Here is a 14571-nt window from a genome sequence, read left to right as displayed (position 1 = left end):
CGCAACTCGCCCCCCTGACGACCCGCTGCCCCGACGTGCCCCGCCCCGACGTGCCCCGCCCCGACGCGCGCTCCCCGACGACCGTCCCGCCGACGACCCGCTCCCCGGCGCTCCCCGTTCGGCGGCGTGGTGCGCGCCGGCCCCCGGGGCCCGTCCCGGCCCGCCGCCCCCGCCGGTCCTCCCTGCGATGCTTGCCGAGCCGCGACGTGCGGCGCAACCGCTTTGGCGATACTGGGGCCGGTCGGTTCCCGACGAACGGCACGGGGGTGGCCGGATCCCGTCAGACCGGGCGCATCCGCAGCGAGCGCTCGTAGAACTCGACCATCTGGGCCGACACCTGATGCAGCGTGAACGAGGTCAGGAACCGCGCCCGCGCCGCCTTCGCCCGCACCCGGGCCGCCGCCCGGTCCTCCAGCGTGTCGACCAGCGCCGCGGTCAGGTCGGCCGGCCGCTCCGGCGCCACCAGCCGCGCGTAGTCCTCCGAGCGGACGGTCTCGCGCAGCGCCGGCACGTCCGCGCAGACCAGCGGCACGCCCACGCCCATCGCCTCCATCGCCGCACTGCCCAGCCCCTCCCAGCGGGAGGGCACGGCGAACGCGTCGGAGGCGGCCATCAGGTCGAAGACGTCGTCGCGCGGCCCGAGGAAGCGCACGTTCCCGGTGACCCCGGCGAGCGCCGTCAGCCGGGCCGTCTCGCTGCCCTCGCTGCCGGCCAGCAGCAGCACCGCGTCCGGCTCGGCGCGCAGCACGCCGGGCCAGGCCTCCAGCAGCACGTCCAGGCCCTTCTGGTACTGCTGGCGCGCCGCCGCGAGCACCACCGGGACGTCCTGCGGCAGGCCGAGCGCGGTGCGCACCGCGGCCCGCCGGTCCGGGGTGATGACGCCGAGCAGCTCCGGGTCGCGCCCGCGCGGGACGACGTCGATCCGGTCCCGGGGCACCCGCAGCCGCTGCGCCATCGCGCCCGCCACGTACCTGGTCAGCGCGTGGAAGCGCCGGTTGCCCTGGGCGGTGGCGGCGTCCACCGCCTGGGCGGCGCGCACCTTCCAGGGGCTCAGCCCGCGCGCGTTCAGGTGCTCGGGGCCGTAGGCCGAGTTCACCAGGCTGGAGACCACCGGGGTGCGGGCCGAGAGCGCGGCCGCCCGCCCCAGCACGTCCGACTCGTAGAGCGTCGTGTGCACGAGGTCCGGCCGGCGCTCCCGGACCAGCCGGCGCAGCGCGGCGGCGGTGCGCCCCCGGGTGGCCCGGCCCACGCCGAACACGTCGGCCCCGGCCGCCGTCAGCTCCGGCTGGAAACCGCCGGGCGAGTCCTTGAGGTAGGCGACGTCCAGCCGCACACCGGCCCGCACCAGCGGGGGCGCCATCGCCACCAGACCCTGCTCGGCCCCGCCGACCCGGCTCACGCTGTCGATCACATAGAGCACATGCACAAGGCCAACCCCCGCCCTCCCGGGGCGCGTCCGGTCTCCCGTGCCGGCCGGCACCCTGACTGCCGATCAGCATCGCAGGTGGCGCCCGCCGCTCGCCAGGGAATCGGCCAGGAGGCGTGCCGCCCCCGGGGGGCGGCCGGGGGCGGCCGGGGGAGCGGAGCCGGGCGTACGGCCGGCGTGACCGGCGCACGCAGGGCCCGTTCGGCGCCCGCCCGGAGTACGCACGCGGGCGCACGGGCCACCACCGGCCCGCACCAAGGGGCTGTACCGCGCCGGGCCCTGTGCCAAGGTCGTTCCCATGCCCGACGCGACACCGGCGAAGACGACCGGAACCCGCCCCCGCATCCTGCACCTCGTCACCGATCCGCGCCGCCGCGGCGCGCAGAACCTCGCCCGTGACCTCCACCGCGAACTGCGCCGCCGCGGCCAGGCCTCCGCCCTGCGGGCCCTCGCGCCGCACCCCGACGCCCACCCCGACGCGCCCGACACCCGCGCCACCGCGGTGCTCGGCCCCGGCCGGCTGCACCCCGCGACCCTGCGCGCCCTGCGCGCCGCCGCCCGCACCGCCGACCTGGTCGTCGCGCACGGCTCCGCCACCCTCCCGGCCTGCGCCCTCGCGCTGGCCGGCACCCGCACCCCGTTCGTCTACGTCTCCATCGGCGACCCCCGGCACTGGACGGCGAGCCCGCTGCGGCGCCTGCGCACCGGCGCCCTGCTGCACCGCGCGGCCGCCGTCACCGCACTCGCCGACGAGGCCGTCGCCGTCCTGGAGGACCGGTTCCGGCTGCCCGCCGGCAAGGTCCGCACGATCCCCAACGCCCGCGCCGCAGCCGCGTACCCGCCCGCGGCGGGCGAGGCCGACCGCCGCGCGGCCCGGCACACGCTCGGCCTGCCCGCCGACGGCCTGCTGGTCGCCTGGGTCGGCGCGATAGCCCCCGAGAAGCGGCTCGACCTCGCCCTCGACGCCCTCGACCGCCTCCCCGACGTCCGCCTCGCGGTGGCCGGCGACGGGCCGGACCGGGCCGCCCTCGAACAGCACCCGGCCGCCGCCCGGGCGCACTTCCTCGGCACCCTGGCCGACCCGGCGCCGCTCTACCGGGCCGCCGACGCGGTGCTGCTGACCAGCGACAGCGAGGGCGTGCCCGGCGTGCTGATCGAGGCCGCCCTGGCCGGCCTGCCGGCCGTCGCGACCGACGTCGGCTGGGTCGGCTCGGTGGTCCGGGACGGCGTCACCGGCGCGCTGGTCGCCCCCGGCGACCCGCTCGCGCTCGCCGAGGCGCTGGCCAAGGTGCTGGCCGGCGACCGCACCGCGTTCGGCGCCGCCGCCCGGGCGCACGTCCTGGCGCGCAACGAGCTCGGGGTGGTCGCCGACGCCTGGCAGGCCCTGTTCGCGGAGCTGACCGGCCGGGGTGCCGCCGGGCGCGGGTGAGCCGCGCGCCGAGGGTGCATCGGCTGCCGGCCGGGGCCGGCGGTGGGCGGGCCGACGGTGGGCGGGCCGGTGGTGCACCGGGGAAGATCCGGGGCCCCGCGCCCATGGGCAGGAGGCCGCCACGGGCGGATACTTCCCAGCGGCGCGCTCGCACGACAGAGCCAACAGGGACTCGGCCCGGGCGCGCCGGCACGGGGAAGGTCGGCCGACATGCTGGTACTTGTGGGTCTCGCGGCTCTGGGAATCCTCTGGCTCGCCACCGGGGTACGGGTGGTCCAGCAGTACGAGCGGGGCGTGATCTTCCGGCTGGGCCGGGTCCGCAGGCAGGTGCGCCAGCCCGGTCCGGCCCTGCTGCTGCCGATCGTCGACCGGATGCGCAAGGTCAACGTGCAGGTGATCACCATGCCGGTGCCCGCGCAGGAGGGCATCACCCGGGACAACGTGTCGGTACGGGTCGACGCGGTGGTCTATTTCCGGGTGGTCGACCCGGTGCTCGCCACCGTCGACGTCCAGAACTACACCTTCGCGATGTCGCAGGTGGCCCAGACCTCGCTGCGCTCGATCATCGGCAAGAGCGAGCTCGACGACCTGCTCTCCGGCCGGGAGAACCTGCACCGCGGGCTGGAGCTGATGCTGGAGAGCCCCGCCCTCGGCTGGGGTGTGCACATCGACCGGGTCGAGATCAAGGACGTCGCCCTGCCCGACTCGATGAAGCGGTCGATGGCCCGTCAGGCCGAGGCCGACCGCGAACGGCGGGCCCGCATCATCACCGCCGACGGCGAGTTCCAGGCCGCCGCCAAGCTCGCCCAGGCGGCGGAGATGATGGACGCCACGCCGTCGGCGCTCCAACTTCGCCTGCTCCAGACGGTCGTGGAGGTCGCGGCGGAGAAGAACTCCACCCTGGTACTGCCCTTCCCGGTCGAGCTGCTGCGCTTCTTCGAAGGCGCCACTCCGAAGGCCGCGCCCGTGCCGAAGCAGGCGGCGGCACCGGCGGAGGAGACCGCACCCGTCCCGGCCGTGGACGGCGCGACGCCCGCGACGCCCGCGGCGGTCGGCGCACCCGCGCTCGACGGGACCGCGGACGGCCCGGCCCCGGCCGCCCTCGCGCCACGGCCGGAGGGCCTGCCCGCGGAGTGACCTCGCGGCGGCGTCGCCAGGCCCGGCGACGCCCCGCCGCCGGGGTGCCGATCCCTTCCGCCGCCCGGACCGGTGGTACCCGACCGAGCGCCGGCGCCCCGCGGATCGGCGACACCGCACCGAGCACCGCTACCCGTCCGATCACCGCTACCTCTCCGAGCACCACTACTCCGCCGAGCACCGCTACCCCGCCGAGCGCCGCTGCCGGGCTGGGCCGAACGGGCGAATCCCGGCGCGGCCGCCCCAGGGCGAGTGGCCGATGACGATCCGTCACAGCGACACTGCCCGGTGTGAAATCGCTGCTGAGGTCCACCGTCCTGCTCGCCGTCGCCACCGGGATCGTCGCGTTCCCCGCCCAGGCCGGCGCCGCCACCACCCACCAACCCGCCGCCGAGAGCGCCCAGTTCGTTCGGCTCGACCACCCGCAGCCGGTGCGCGAGAGCGCCCGTACCGAGGCGGTCGAGTTCTTCTGGTACGACTGCGGCCACTCCCAGCAGCTGGAGCAGCCGCTCCAGGCCTGGGTGGAGAAGCACCGTGCTGACGCGGACCTGCGCAGGGTCCCCGCGATCTGGCAGGGCAGCCCCGAGGAGCGCGCCCAGCGCGGCCATGCCCGCCTCTACTACACGCTGGAGCGCCTCGGCCTGGTCGAGCGGCTGCAGACCACGGCCTTCCGGGCGATCCACACCAACGATCAGGACCTCACCACCGAGGGAACCGCCACCGACTGGGCGGTGCGCCAGGGCGTCGACCAGCAGCGGTTCCGGGACACCTACCGCTCCGCCGACGTCCAGCGCTCCGTGGACGAGGCCGCCGCCCTGTTCGTCCGGTACGAGATCAACGAGCTGCCGACGGTGGTCGTCCAGGGCGAGTACCGCACGACGCCGACCCGGGCCGGCGGCGTGGCGGCGATGCCCGACGTCCTCGACCGGCTGGTGGAGCAGGACCAGCAGCGCCACCCGCGCGCCCTGCGTTACTGACGCACGGCCACTGGCGTCACCCACGCCGAGGCGCCAACCGGCGTACCGCCGTGTCACCGATCCGCCACGTTCGTCCCCCCGCGCCCCGGTCGGTCCCGATCCGATCACCTTCACCGAACCGACCCCCGGCGACCACACTCTGTGCCAGAGTGGACGCCGGGCCGCACCGCCGCGATGCACAACGGCCGTGGTGGCGGGCCCACTTCTCGATACCGGCGGTACCGGAGAGGGCAGGGGTCCGTGGGGGGACAACGCGCGCAGCTCGTCGACGAGCGGGACAGCCAGACATCGGCCGCACCGGGGCGGCCGGCCGCCGCCGAGGGGCCGCCACCGGAGCTGATCTTCAAACGCGGGCTGCGCCCGGCGCAGGTGGCACGGGAGCTCTGGGGCGCGCGTGAGCTGGTCCGCGCGCTCGCCGAACGCGACCTGCGCGCCCGCTACAAGCAGGCCGTGCTCGGCTTCGCCTGGGCGGTGCTGACCCCGCTCGCGCTCTGCGCCATCTTCACCCTGGTGTTCCACCGCGCGGTGAAGATCGACACCGGTACGGCCGCCTACCCGCTCTTCGCCTACGTCGGCCTGATCGTCTGGCAGTTCTTCAGCAACACCATGAACCAGGGCGCGCTGAGCCTGGCCAACAACCTCAGCCTGCTGAACAAGGTGTACTGCCCGCGCGAGGTGTTCCCGCTGGCCACCATGCTGGTCGCCAGCGTGGACATGGTGATCGGCGTCGGGGTGCTGGGGCTGCTCTTCCTGATCTTCTGGACGGCCCCCGCCGCCACCTTCCTCTGGGTGCTGCCGCTGGTGGTGATCCAGTTCGCCTTCACCTACGGCGTCGCGCTGGTGCTCTCCGTCGCCGTGGTCTACCTGCGCGACGTCCGCCACCTGCTGCCGATCATCACGCAGATGGGCGTCTTCGCCACCCCGGTCGCCTACCCGCTGGCGCAGATCCCGCAGCGGCTGCAGGAGATCTACGTCGGGCTCAACCCGCTCGGCGCCGTCATCGAGGGGTACCGCGGTGCCCTGCTGTACGGCGACGCCCCGGACGTCACGCTCACCTCGATCGCCGCGCTCTCCTCGCTGGTGTTCCTGGTCGGCGGCTACCTGCTGTTCAAGAAACTGGAGACGGGGATCGCCGATGTCGCCTAGCCGGACGTACCCCCTGGGCACCATCCGGACCGACCAGGTGTGGAAGCGCTTCAAGGCCGACCAGCAGCGGATGCTGCTGCGCGACAAGGTCGAGTCGATGGCGCGCCGGCTGCGCGGCGACAAGGGCGAGGAGTGGCGCTGGGCGCTGCGCGACATCACGATGCACGTCGAGCCGGGCGAGTCGGTCGGCCTGATCGGCTCCAACGGCTCGGGCAAGTCCACCCTGCTGAAGATGCTGACCCGGGTGATGTACCCGTACGGCGGCGTGATCGACGTGCGCGGCCGGATCGGCGCCCTGATCGAGATCCGGGCCGGCATCCACCCGGACCTCACGGGCCGGGAGAACATCTACCTGTTCGGGGCACTGCTCGGCCTGCGGCGGCGCGAGGTGGCCACCCGTTTCGACGACATCGTGGAGTTCGCCCGGCTCGGCGGTGCCATCGACCGGCAGGTGAAGTTCTACTCCTCCGGCATGCAGATGCGCCTCGGCTTCGCCGTCGCCGCCTATCTGGAGCCCCACGTCCTGCTGGTGGACGAGGTGTTGGCGGTCGGCGACGCGGTGTTCCAGCAGCGCTGCCTGGACCGGATGCGCGAGGTCGCCGAGCAGGGCACCACGATCGTCTTCGTCTCGCACGACCTGCCGGCCGTGGAGTCGATCTGCCGCCGCGGGATCTGGCTGGAGCAGGGTTCCGTCCGGGTGGACGCGGGCATCAAGGAGGCGATGGCCGGCTACCGCGACTCCATCGAGGCGCAGTCCGAGGCCGGCGGCCGGACGGGCGAGCCGCTTCAACTGCTCAAGTACGCCGTCCGGGGCGAGGACAGGGACAGCCTGACCACCGACGAGCCGATGTCGATCGAGCTGACCCTCGGCGGCGACTACCGCGGTGACGCCACGCTGCACCTGGGCGTCAGCGAGGGCACCTCCAGCCCGATCTTCCAGATCAGCCATGAAGTCCGGCTCTCCGGGGACGACCACGAAGTCGCCTGTGTGATCCCCCGGTTGCCGCTGCCGCGCGGCCGCTACACGCTCTGGGCCGGCGTCTACAGCATCGGGCGGACCGACGGGGGCACGCTGATGAGCTGGCACTCCGTCGGCCAGTTCGACGTGTTCGGCCCGATGCTGGACACGCCGCCGCGCGCGGTGGTGCTGGCCGCGCCGGTGTTCGTCCCGCACCGCTGGGAGGAGTGAGCCGTGAGACCTGTCCGGGTGCTGGTCCATCTCAACAACCTGGCCCTGGGCGGAGCCCAGCTCAACGCGGTCGACATCGCCCGGACGCTGCGGGAGCGCGGCCACGATCCGGTGCTCTTCGCCCAGGGGGTGGCCGGGCCGGCGCCGCTGGTCGAGGTCGCCGCCGGGTACGGCCTGGAGGTGGTGGTCGCGGGCGGGCCGGACACCCCGCACGCGGAGGTCCGCCGCCGGCTGGGCCGCCTCGCGGCCGAGCACGGCAGTCAGCTGCTGCACGCCTGGGAGGTCCGGGCGGCCCGCAACTCCTATTTCGGGCCCGGCCGTTACGGCCGGCTGCCGGTGGTCACCACCTTCTACGGCATCCGGATGCTGCGCGGTCTGCCCCGGCACCAGCCGCTGGTACTGGGCCTCGGCGCGCTGCTGGGGGACGGCCGGGCCTTCGGCCACCGGGACATCAGCCTCATCGAACCGCCGGTCAACACCGCCGCCGACGCGCCCGGGCGGGCGGACGGGGCCGCGTTCCGGCGCGAACACGGCATCCGGGACGGCGAGTTGCTGCTCTCCATCGTGACCAGGCTGGTGCCCGCCCTGGAGAAGGACGCCGGCGCCGAGCTGACCGTCGACGCCGTCGGCCGGCTGGACGATCCGAGGGTGCGGCTGGTGGTCGTCGGCGCCGGTCCGAGCCTGGAGAAACTGCGGGCCCGGGCGGCCGGGGTGAACGCCCTGCTCGGGCGTGAAGCCGTCCTGGTGCCGGGCCAGTTGGCGGATCCGCGGCCCGCCTACCAGGCCGCCGACATCATACTCGGGATGGGCGGTTCGGCCCTGCGCGGGCTGGCCTTCGGGAAGCCGGTGGTGGTGCACGGCGCGGCCGGCTACACGGCGGTGCACGAGCCGGGCCCGCTGGTCGAGCCGCACGCCTCGCGCTGCATGTACGGCTTCGGGGACGGTTCGCGCGCGCCGGAGGAGCTGGCCGGGCAGCTGCGCGGCCTGCTGGACGATCCGGACCGCCGGGCCCGGCTGGGTGCCTGGGGCCGGGAGTGGGTGGTCGGGCGGTTCTCACTGGAGAGCGTCACCACCTCCTTCGAGGAGCTGTACGCCCGGGTGCTGGCCCGCCCGGCCCGGGTGACCGGCTGGGTCAAGGACCTGGAGCAGATGACCAGGTACGAGTTCACCAAGCCGGCCGCGCTGCGGCTGCTGCGCCTGCTGGGGCGGTGAGGGCGGCCCGGGACGCCGGGGCCGGGGCCGGGGCTGAAGCCGGGAGGCCGGAACCGGGCCGGACGTCGGAGTCGGGGCCCGGCATCGGAACCCCGGGCTTCACCTAACCGGTAAGACGGTGTTTAATGGTTAGCATGAGCGAGTTGACGATCCCGAACATCCGGCACCGCCACGTCGACGTGGACGGCCTGCGCGTCTTCTACCGGGAGACCGGCCCCGCCGACGCCCCCGTCCTCCTGCTGCTGCACGGATTCCCCTCCGCCTCGCACCAGTTCCGCCGGCTCCTCGACGCGCTCGGCACCCGCTACCGCCTGATCGCTCCCGACTACCCCGGCTTCGGCCACAGCGAGAGCCCCGCGCCCGGTGACTTCGCCTACCGCTTCGACACCCTCGCGGACGTCGTGGAGGGCTTCTGCGAGGCGCTCGGCCTGGACCGGTTCGCGCTCTACGTCTTCGACTTCGGCGCGCCCGTCGGTCTCCGGCTGGCCACCCGCAGGCCGGAGTGGATCACCGGCCTGGTGGTCCAGAACGGCAACGCCTACGAGGAGGGACTCTCCGAGCTGGCCCGGGAGTTCATCGCCAACCGGCACGGCGTCGAGGGCGCCGCCGAGCGGGCCCGCGCGATCCTCACCCTGGAGGTCACCCGCAGCCAGTACGAGGGCGGCACCGGCGACCCGGAGCTCGTCGCGCCCGACGGCTGGACCCTCGACCAGCACTTCCTCGACCTGCCCGGCCGCAAGGACATCCAGGTCGAGCTCGCCCTCGACTACCACAGCAACGTCGCGCTCTACCCCGCCTGGCAGGAGTGGCTGCGCACCCACCGGCCGCCCACGCTGGTGCTCTGGGGGCGCAACGACCCCTTCTTCACCGAGCCCGGCGCCCGCGCCTACCTGCGCGACCTGCCCGACGCCGAACTGCACGTGTTCGACACCGGGCACTTCGCGCTGGAGGAGAAGCTGCCCGAGATCGCTCCGCTGATCGACGACTTCCTCGCCCGCACCCAGAAGTAGACCGGTGGCCTGCTCGCCCGCCCCCGGGTCGTACCCGCACCCGCACCCGCACTCCGGGGCGGGGCGGGGGCGGGGCGGGGCGGCAGGAGGGCTTCGGCGACCCCGGCGCAGCAGGCCCTCAGCGACCCTGCTGCAGCAGGTAGGTGACGAAGCCGAGGGTGCCGCGGTAGCCGTGCAGCCACTCCGCACGGTGCCGGTCCGCGGCCTCGCGGGCCGCCGCGGCGTCCGGGTGCTCCGGGTGGTCCAGCGCCCATCCGGCCAGCGAGCCCGTCCAGGAGAACTCGTAGTCGTCCCACTCCTGCACGCTGCTGACGTACCCGTACAGCGGCGTCCACCCGTCCGCGAGCACCCGGTCGGTGGTGGTCGCGAGGTCCGCGTAGTCGTCCCGGGCCGCGCCCAGGCCGTCCAGCGCCGCCCGGGCGGGCTCGCGCTCCCAGAAGGCCTCGCCGACCAGCACCAGGCCACCCGGCGCGAGCAGGTCGCGGGCCGCCGCCAGGGTCGGCAGCAGGCCGCCGAAGACGTGCGTCGCACCGACGTTCAGCACCAGGTCGAACGGTGCGGCGGCCCGGAACTCCCGGGCGTCCTGGTGGTGCAGGCCGATCCGGCGCTCCACCCCGAGCGCCTGCGCCGACTCCCGGGCCCGGGTCAGCGCGGCCGCGTCGAGGTCCACCCCGACGGCCTGCCAGCGCGGACGCGCCGTCAGCGCCCGGACGAGCCAGCCGCCCTCACCGCAGCCGAGGTCCAGTGCCCGGCCCTCCTCGGTGCGGCCGGTGGCACGGTCCAGCAGCCGGGCCACCGCCTCGTCGGCGACCGGCGCGGCGATCGGATGGCGGGCGTGGGCGAGGCGGGAGATCGTCTGGCGGTCCATCCGACCAGTGTGGCCCAGCGGCTCTCAGTACGTCCGGCCTTTCCAGGCCGCCCCGCGTCCGCGCCAGTGCTGCACCGCCGAGTCGACCGTCATCAGCAGGTAGAGCGCGGCCGTGAACGGCAGCAGCAGCGCGGCCGGCGCCGGCTGCCGGTAGTAGCGCAGCATCGGCAGGAACGTCCCCGTCATCAGCGCCCACGCCGCCCCGCCCGCGGCGGCCACCGTCCACCGGCCGGCGGCCAGCCCGGCGAGGGTGGCCACCGGCGGCACCAGGTACACCAGGGCCAGGCCGGCCACCGTCCCCGCGAGCAGCGGCACCGAGTGCCGCAGCTGGGCGTACGCGCTGCGCGAGACCATCCGCCAGAGCTCGGCCAGCCGCGGGTACGGGCGGACGCTGTCCACCTGCTCGGCCAGCCCCAGCCAGGTCCGGCCGCCGCCCGCCTTCACCAGGCGGGCCAGCGACACGTCGTCGATCACCGCGCCGCGGATCGCCGCGACCCCGCCGATCCGCTCCAGGGTGTCCCGCCGCACCAGCGAGCAGCCGCCCGCGGCCGCGGCAGTCCGGGCCCCCGGCCGGTTGCTGCGGCGGAACGGGTACAGCTGGGCGAAGAAGTAGACGAAGGCCGGGACGATCAGCCGCTCCCAGCCGGTCTCCACCCGGAGCCGGGCCATCTGCGAGACGAGGTCCAGCCGGTTGCTCTCGGCGGCGGCCACCAGCTCGGCGAGCGAGTCCGGGCCGTGCGCGATGTCCGCATCGGTGAGCAGCAGGTACTCCGGGTCCGGACCGGCCAGCTCCACGCCGTGCCGCAGCGCCCACAGCTTGCCCGTCCAGCCGGCCGGCAGCGGGGGAGGGGTGGTGACGGTCAGCCCCGGGCCGCCGGGCGCGGCGAGCGCGGCCGCCAGCTCCCCGGAGCCGTCCGCACTGTGGTCGTCCACCAGGATCACCCTGGCCCGCCCCGGGTACTTCTGCGCCAGCAGGCTCGGCAGGCTGACCGGCAGCACCTCCGCCTCGTCCCGGGCCGGCACCACGACCGCGACCTGCGGCCAGCGCGCCGGCGGACGGCGCGGTGGCAGCCGTACGTCGGTGCGCCAGAACATCCCGTGGCAGCACGCCAGCCAGAGCCAGACCAGCAGGGAGAGCACGGCGATCCACAGCAGGACGGTCACCCGGGCAGTCTGCCGCACCCGGGGCCGGGAGCGGCGCATCGACTAAAGTCTTGCCTTGTGAAGATCGCACTGATGGACTCGGGAATCGGCCTGCTGGCGGCCGCCGCCGCCCTGCGGAAGCTCCGCCCGGACGCCGACCTGGTGCTCTCCGCGAACCCCGCCTCGATGCCCTGGGGCCCGCGCACGCCCGAGGAGGTCACCGCGCTCGCGCTGGACTGCGCACGGGCGGCCGCCGCCCTGGAGCCGGACGCCCTGGTGATCGCCTGCAACACCGCCTCGGTCCACGCGCTGGCCGCCCTGCGGGCCGAGCTCGAACCGGCACTGCCGGTGATCGGCACCGTCCCGGCCATCAAGCCGGCCGCCGCCCTCGGCGGACCGGTCGCCATCTGGGCCACCCCGGCCACCACCGGGAGCGCCTACCAGCGCGGGCTGATCCGCGACTTCGCCGGCCCGGCCGCCGTCACCGAGGTGGCCTGCCCCGGTCTGGCGGACGCCGTCGAGCACGGTGACGACGCCGCCGTCGACGCGGCCGTGGCGGACGCCGCGGCCCGCACGCCGCACGGCACGGCGGCCATCGTGCTCGGCTGCACCCACTACGAACTGGTGGCCGACCGGATCCGCGCGGCCGTCGCGCCCACCGCGGACCCGCGGCTCACCCTGCACGGCTCCGCCGACGCCGTCGCCGCGCAGGCCCTGCGGCGGGTCGCCGACCCGGGCCGCACCGGCGGTGCCACCCTCACCGTGCTGCACGCCGGCGTGCCCGCGGCCCTCCCGGCCGCCGCTCTGCGCTACCCGCAGGGCCGCATCCTCGCCGCGGCGGCCACGACCGCCTGACCGCCGGGCGGCTCCGCCCGGCCCGGGCGCGCGCCGCTACCGGACCGGCGCGGGTGAGCCGTGCCCGCGCCGGTCTCCGTTCTACGGCCGGCCGCTGCCGCTGCCGCAGCGGTGCCGGCACCGGCCGCTACGCGACGGCCTGGCCGCGCCAGCGGCGGTAGGCGGGCTCCAGGCCCGAGAGGATGGTGTCGAAGCGGCGGGTGCTGGTGGTGGAGTCGACCTGGAGCCGGCTGATCTGGAGGGGATGGTCGGGCAGCCGCGGGCCGAGGCGGTGGTCGGAGAGGAAACCGAGCCGGTAGCCCAGCTCCTGCAGGACGGCTTCCGCCCGCGGGTCGTGCCCGCCGTCGGGGTAGGCGAAGGCGGCCGGCGGCTCGCCGAGCCAGCGGGTGAGGGCCTCGTGGGCACCGGTGATCTCGGCCCGCACGGTGGCGTCGTCGCAGCGCCCGAGGCACGGGTGCCCCTGGGTGTGGTTGCCGATCGCGACGCCGCCGTCGCGCAGCGCCAGCAGGTCGGCGGGGGTGAGCTGCTCCTGCCGGGGCGGCCGGCGGTCGGCGCTCACCCGCAGTTCCTGGAGGCTGCGGCGGCGGTCGGGGTCGGGCATCGCCTTCAGCCGCCGCAGCAGCTGGGAGGGGTGCCCGCAGTCGAGGGAGCGGGCGCGGCCGCCGTGCCGGGCGAGGAAGTCGGCCTCGTGCCACCAGAACGGCTTCTCGGTGCCGATCAGCTCGGAGATCACGAACGCGGCGGCCGGGATGCCCCGGTCGTTGAGCGCGGGCAGGGCGTGGGTGAGGACGCTGCGGTCCGCGTCGTCGAAGGTGACCAGCACGCTGCGGGCCGGCAGCGGACGCCGCTCGGCGACGGCCTGCTGCACGGCGGCGAGCGAGATGGGCGTGGCGAGTCTTCGCAGCCGGTCCAGCTGGTCGCCGAACGAGCGCGGGTCGGTGACGCCGTGGTAGGCGAGCACGGCGAGCCGCTGTGCGGCCCGGGCCCGGAACAGTGGCTGGACGGGTGCGAAGCGCAGCCAGTCGCCGCGCTCGTCGGGCCGGCAGTCGCCGGGCCGGGCGGCCTTGCGGCCGGTGGCGGCCGGGGGAGCCGCCCGGGGCAAGGGCCGGGGGGCCGGTTGGGGAGCCGCGACGGGGCGGGCGACGGGCTGGAGGGCGGTGGGCTGGCGAACAGCTGGCTGCCGGGCGGCCGGCTGCCCGGCAGCCGCCTGCGACAACGGGCGCACGTTCGCACTGGGCAGGGTGCGGACCACGGAGCTGGTCCGCCGGGCCCTGGTGGTCGACGTGGTGGACTGGGACTGCGGCACGGTTCCCCCTCGGTCGCCGGTGCGGCGTGGCGGTACCGCCGGAGGACGGAGCCCGGCCTCCGACTCCAGGGCACGGCGGCTCCGCCCCCTGGTGTTCTTCCGGTCCTCGGCGGGGACTCCCAACCCGCACCGCGGACGGCTCCTGGATCGCTCAATGTAGTGGAGACCGATACACCCCGTAGATGGTTGTACCGGACAGCAGAGGATTTTTTGCAGGCCGGAACCTGCCACGCCGCGAGGCGCGCCGCAGTGCCGCCGGCGGCCCCGGCCGGTTGCGGAGGGTGGCCGGGAAACCACTCCCTGCGGGCTGCCTCCGTGGCCGCCTCGGGGTACCTTGGGCTCATGGCAGATGCGGACCGTGATCACTTCCACCTGCACGGCGCAACGCGGATGGCGCGCGCCTGGAGCGGCGGTGCGCTGGTCACCCACCAGATCCCGCTGGCGGTGGTCGGCCTGGCGTGTCTGGCGGTGGGCATCGTGGTCGCGGTGGCGGTTCCGGACAGTGACGGACCGGCCTGGGCGATGGCGGTGGCCGGATGCCTCGCGGCCGGGGTGCTGCTGCTCGGCCGGATCGCGTTCGCCCTGCTGCGGTACCGGCGCGGCGCGACGCTCTGACGCGCAGCCCGCCGGCGGCCGGTGCGCCCGCCCGCGCTGCTGCCTCCACCCGCCCGCGCTGCCGACCCGCCCGGCCGCTGCCGAGCCGCCCGGCCGGTGGTTCCACCCGGCAGGGCGTCCCGTCGGGTACCTCCGGGCCCCTCCGGACCCACCTGAAACGCCCGATCGGTCCCTACTGGTCAGATCGGCCGGTTTCGGCCCATCTGTCGACTCCTTCTCGCTTCTTTCACAATTCCGGGCCACCAGCCCCACAGTTCC

The 14571-nt window shown here is 75.3% G+C and carries 13 protein-coding genes; 9 read left to right on the top strand and 4 right to left on the bottom strand.

Features of this window, described 5'->3' with window-relative positions; all coding sequences use genetic code 11:
- Positions 1–280: 280 nt before the first annotated feature.
- Positions 281–1411, bottom strand: coding sequence for a glycosyltransferase family 4 protein (locus OH807_RS08495; RefSeq protein ID WP_406195879.1), 1131 nt, complete (start codon positions 1409–1411; stop codon positions 281–283).
- 313 nt (positions 1412–1724) lie between these two features.
- On the opposite strand from OH807_RS08495, the gene OH807_RS08490 reads away from it, so the two are divergent.
- The 7 genes from OH807_RS08490 to OH807_RS08460 all read left to right on the top strand — a co-directional run bounded on the left by OH807_RS08490 (position 1725) and on the right by OH807_RS08460 (position 9526).
- Positions 1725–2855, top strand: coding sequence for a glycosyltransferase family 4 protein (locus OH807_RS08490; protein ID WP_406195877.1), 1131 nt, complete (start codon positions 1725–1727; stop codon positions 2853–2855).
- A gap of 210 nt (positions 2856–3065) precedes the next feature.
- Positions 3066–3992 carry a slipin family protein gene (locus tag OH807_RS08485; protein ID WP_406195875.1) on the top strand — a complete coding sequence of 309 codons (927 nt, stop codon included), beginning with the start codon at positions 3066–3068 and terminating at the stop codon, positions 3990–3992.
- A 290-nt stretch (positions 3993–4282) separates the two neighbouring features.
- Positions 4283–4969 carry a thiol:disulfide interchange protein DsbA/DsbL gene (locus tag OH807_RS08480; RefSeq protein ID WP_406195873.1) on the top strand — a complete coding sequence of 229 codons (687 nt, stop codon included), beginning with the start codon at positions 4283–4285 and terminating at the stop codon, positions 4967–4969.
- A 240-nt stretch (positions 4970–5209) separates the two neighbouring features.
- Positions 5210–6115 (top strand): ABC transporter permease, encoded by a 906-nt coding sequence (locus OH807_RS08475; RefSeq protein WP_406195871.1) that lies wholly within the window; start codon positions 5210–5212, stop codon positions 6113–6115.
- Entirely contained in the window at positions 6105–7304 is a 1200-nt protein-coding gene (locus OH807_RS08470; RefSeq protein WP_406195869.1) for a polysaccharide ABC transporter ATP-binding protein, read from the top strand. The genes OH807_RS08475 and OH807_RS08470 overlap by 11 nt, the downstream gene beginning before the upstream one ends.
- Positions 7305–7307: 3 nt before the next feature.
- A complete protein-coding gene (locus OH807_RS08465; protein ID WP_406195866.1) occupies positions 7308–8516 on the top strand; it encodes a glycosyltransferase family 4 protein in 1209 nt (402 codons plus the stop codon).
- A gap of 134 nt (positions 8517–8650) precedes the next feature.
- Positions 8651–9526, top strand: coding sequence for an alpha/beta fold hydrolase (locus tag OH807_RS08460; protein ID WP_406195864.1), 876 nt, complete (start codon positions 8651–8653; stop codon positions 9524–9526).
- A 118-nt stretch (positions 9527–9644) separates the two neighbouring features.
- Here OH807_RS08460 and OH807_RS08455 read toward each other — a convergent pair whose 3' ends face one another.
- Both OH807_RS08455 and OH807_RS08450 read right to left on the bottom strand, forming a co-directional pair.
- Complete coding sequence (locus OH807_RS08455) at positions 9645–10394, bottom strand: SAM-dependent methyltransferase (protein WP_406195862.1); 750 nt, start codon at positions 10392–10394, stop codon at positions 9645–9647.
- A gap of 24 nt (positions 10395–10418) precedes the next feature.
- Entirely contained in the window at positions 10419–11597 is a 1179-nt protein-coding gene (locus tag OH807_RS08450; protein WP_406195859.1) for a glycosyltransferase, read from the bottom strand.
- Positions 11598–11615: 18 nt separating this feature from the next.
- Here OH807_RS08450 and OH807_RS08445 point away from each other — a divergent pair, with 18 nt between their 5' ends.
- Entirely contained in the window at positions 11616–12392 is a 777-nt protein-coding gene (locus OH807_RS08445) for a glutamate racemase (RefSeq protein ID WP_406195857.1), read from the top strand.
- 127 nt (positions 12393–12519) lie between these two features.
- Here the strand turns inward: OH807_RS08445 and OH807_RS08440 are convergent, their stop codons facing one another.
- Complete coding sequence (locus OH807_RS08440) at positions 12520–13698, bottom strand: polysaccharide deacetylase family protein (RefSeq protein WP_406195854.1); 1179 nt, start codon at positions 13696–13698, stop codon at positions 12520–12522.
- Positions 13699–14040: 342 nt separating this feature from the next.
- Between OH807_RS08440 and OH807_RS08435 the strand changes: the two genes are divergently transcribed.
- Positions 14041–14313, top strand: coding sequence for a hypothetical protein (locus tag OH807_RS08435; RefSeq protein ID WP_406195852.1), 273 nt, complete (start codon positions 14041–14043; stop codon positions 14311–14313).
- The last annotated feature ends 258 nt before the right edge of the window (positions 14314–14571 follow it).

It is taken from the genome of Kitasatospora sp. NBC_01560 (genome assembly GCF_045208415.1).
Classification (GTDB): Bacteria; Actinomycetota; Actinomycetes; order Streptomycetales; family Streptomycetaceae; genus Kitasatospora.
The sequence above is the reverse complement of the archived record's forward strand: the minus strand, read 5'-3'. Positions and strand labels throughout refer to the sequence as shown.

Bases quoted from the DNA above. Each gene is read 5' to 3' on its own strand.
- OH807_RS08490 (WP_406195877.1), top strand. From the start codon at position 1,725: ATGCCCGACGCGACACCGGCGAAGACGACCGGAACCCGCCCCCGCATC.
- OH807_RS08485 (WP_406195875.1), top strand. From the start codon at position 3,066: ATGCTGGTACTTGTGGGTCTCGCGGCTCTGGGAATCCTCTGGCTCGCC.
- OH807_RS08470 (WP_406195869.1), top strand. From the start codon at position 6,105: ATGTCGCCTAGCCGGACGTACCCCCTGGGCACCATCCGGACCGACCAG.
- OH807_RS08460 (WP_406195864.1), top strand. From the start codon at position 8,651: ATGAGCGAGTTGACGATCCCGAACATCCGGCACCGCCACGTCGACGTG.
- OH807_RS08455 (WP_406195862.1), bottom strand. From the start codon at position 10,394: ATGGACCGCCAGACGATCTCCCGCCTCGCCCACGCCCGCCATCCGATC.
- OH807_RS08450 (WP_406195859.1), bottom strand. From the start codon at position 11,597: ATGCGCCGCTCCCGGCCCCGGGTGCGGCAGACTGCCCGGGTGACCGTC.
- OH807_RS08435 (WP_406195852.1), top strand. From the start codon at position 14,041: ATGGCAGATGCGGACCGTGATCACTTCCACCTGCACGGCGCAACGCGG.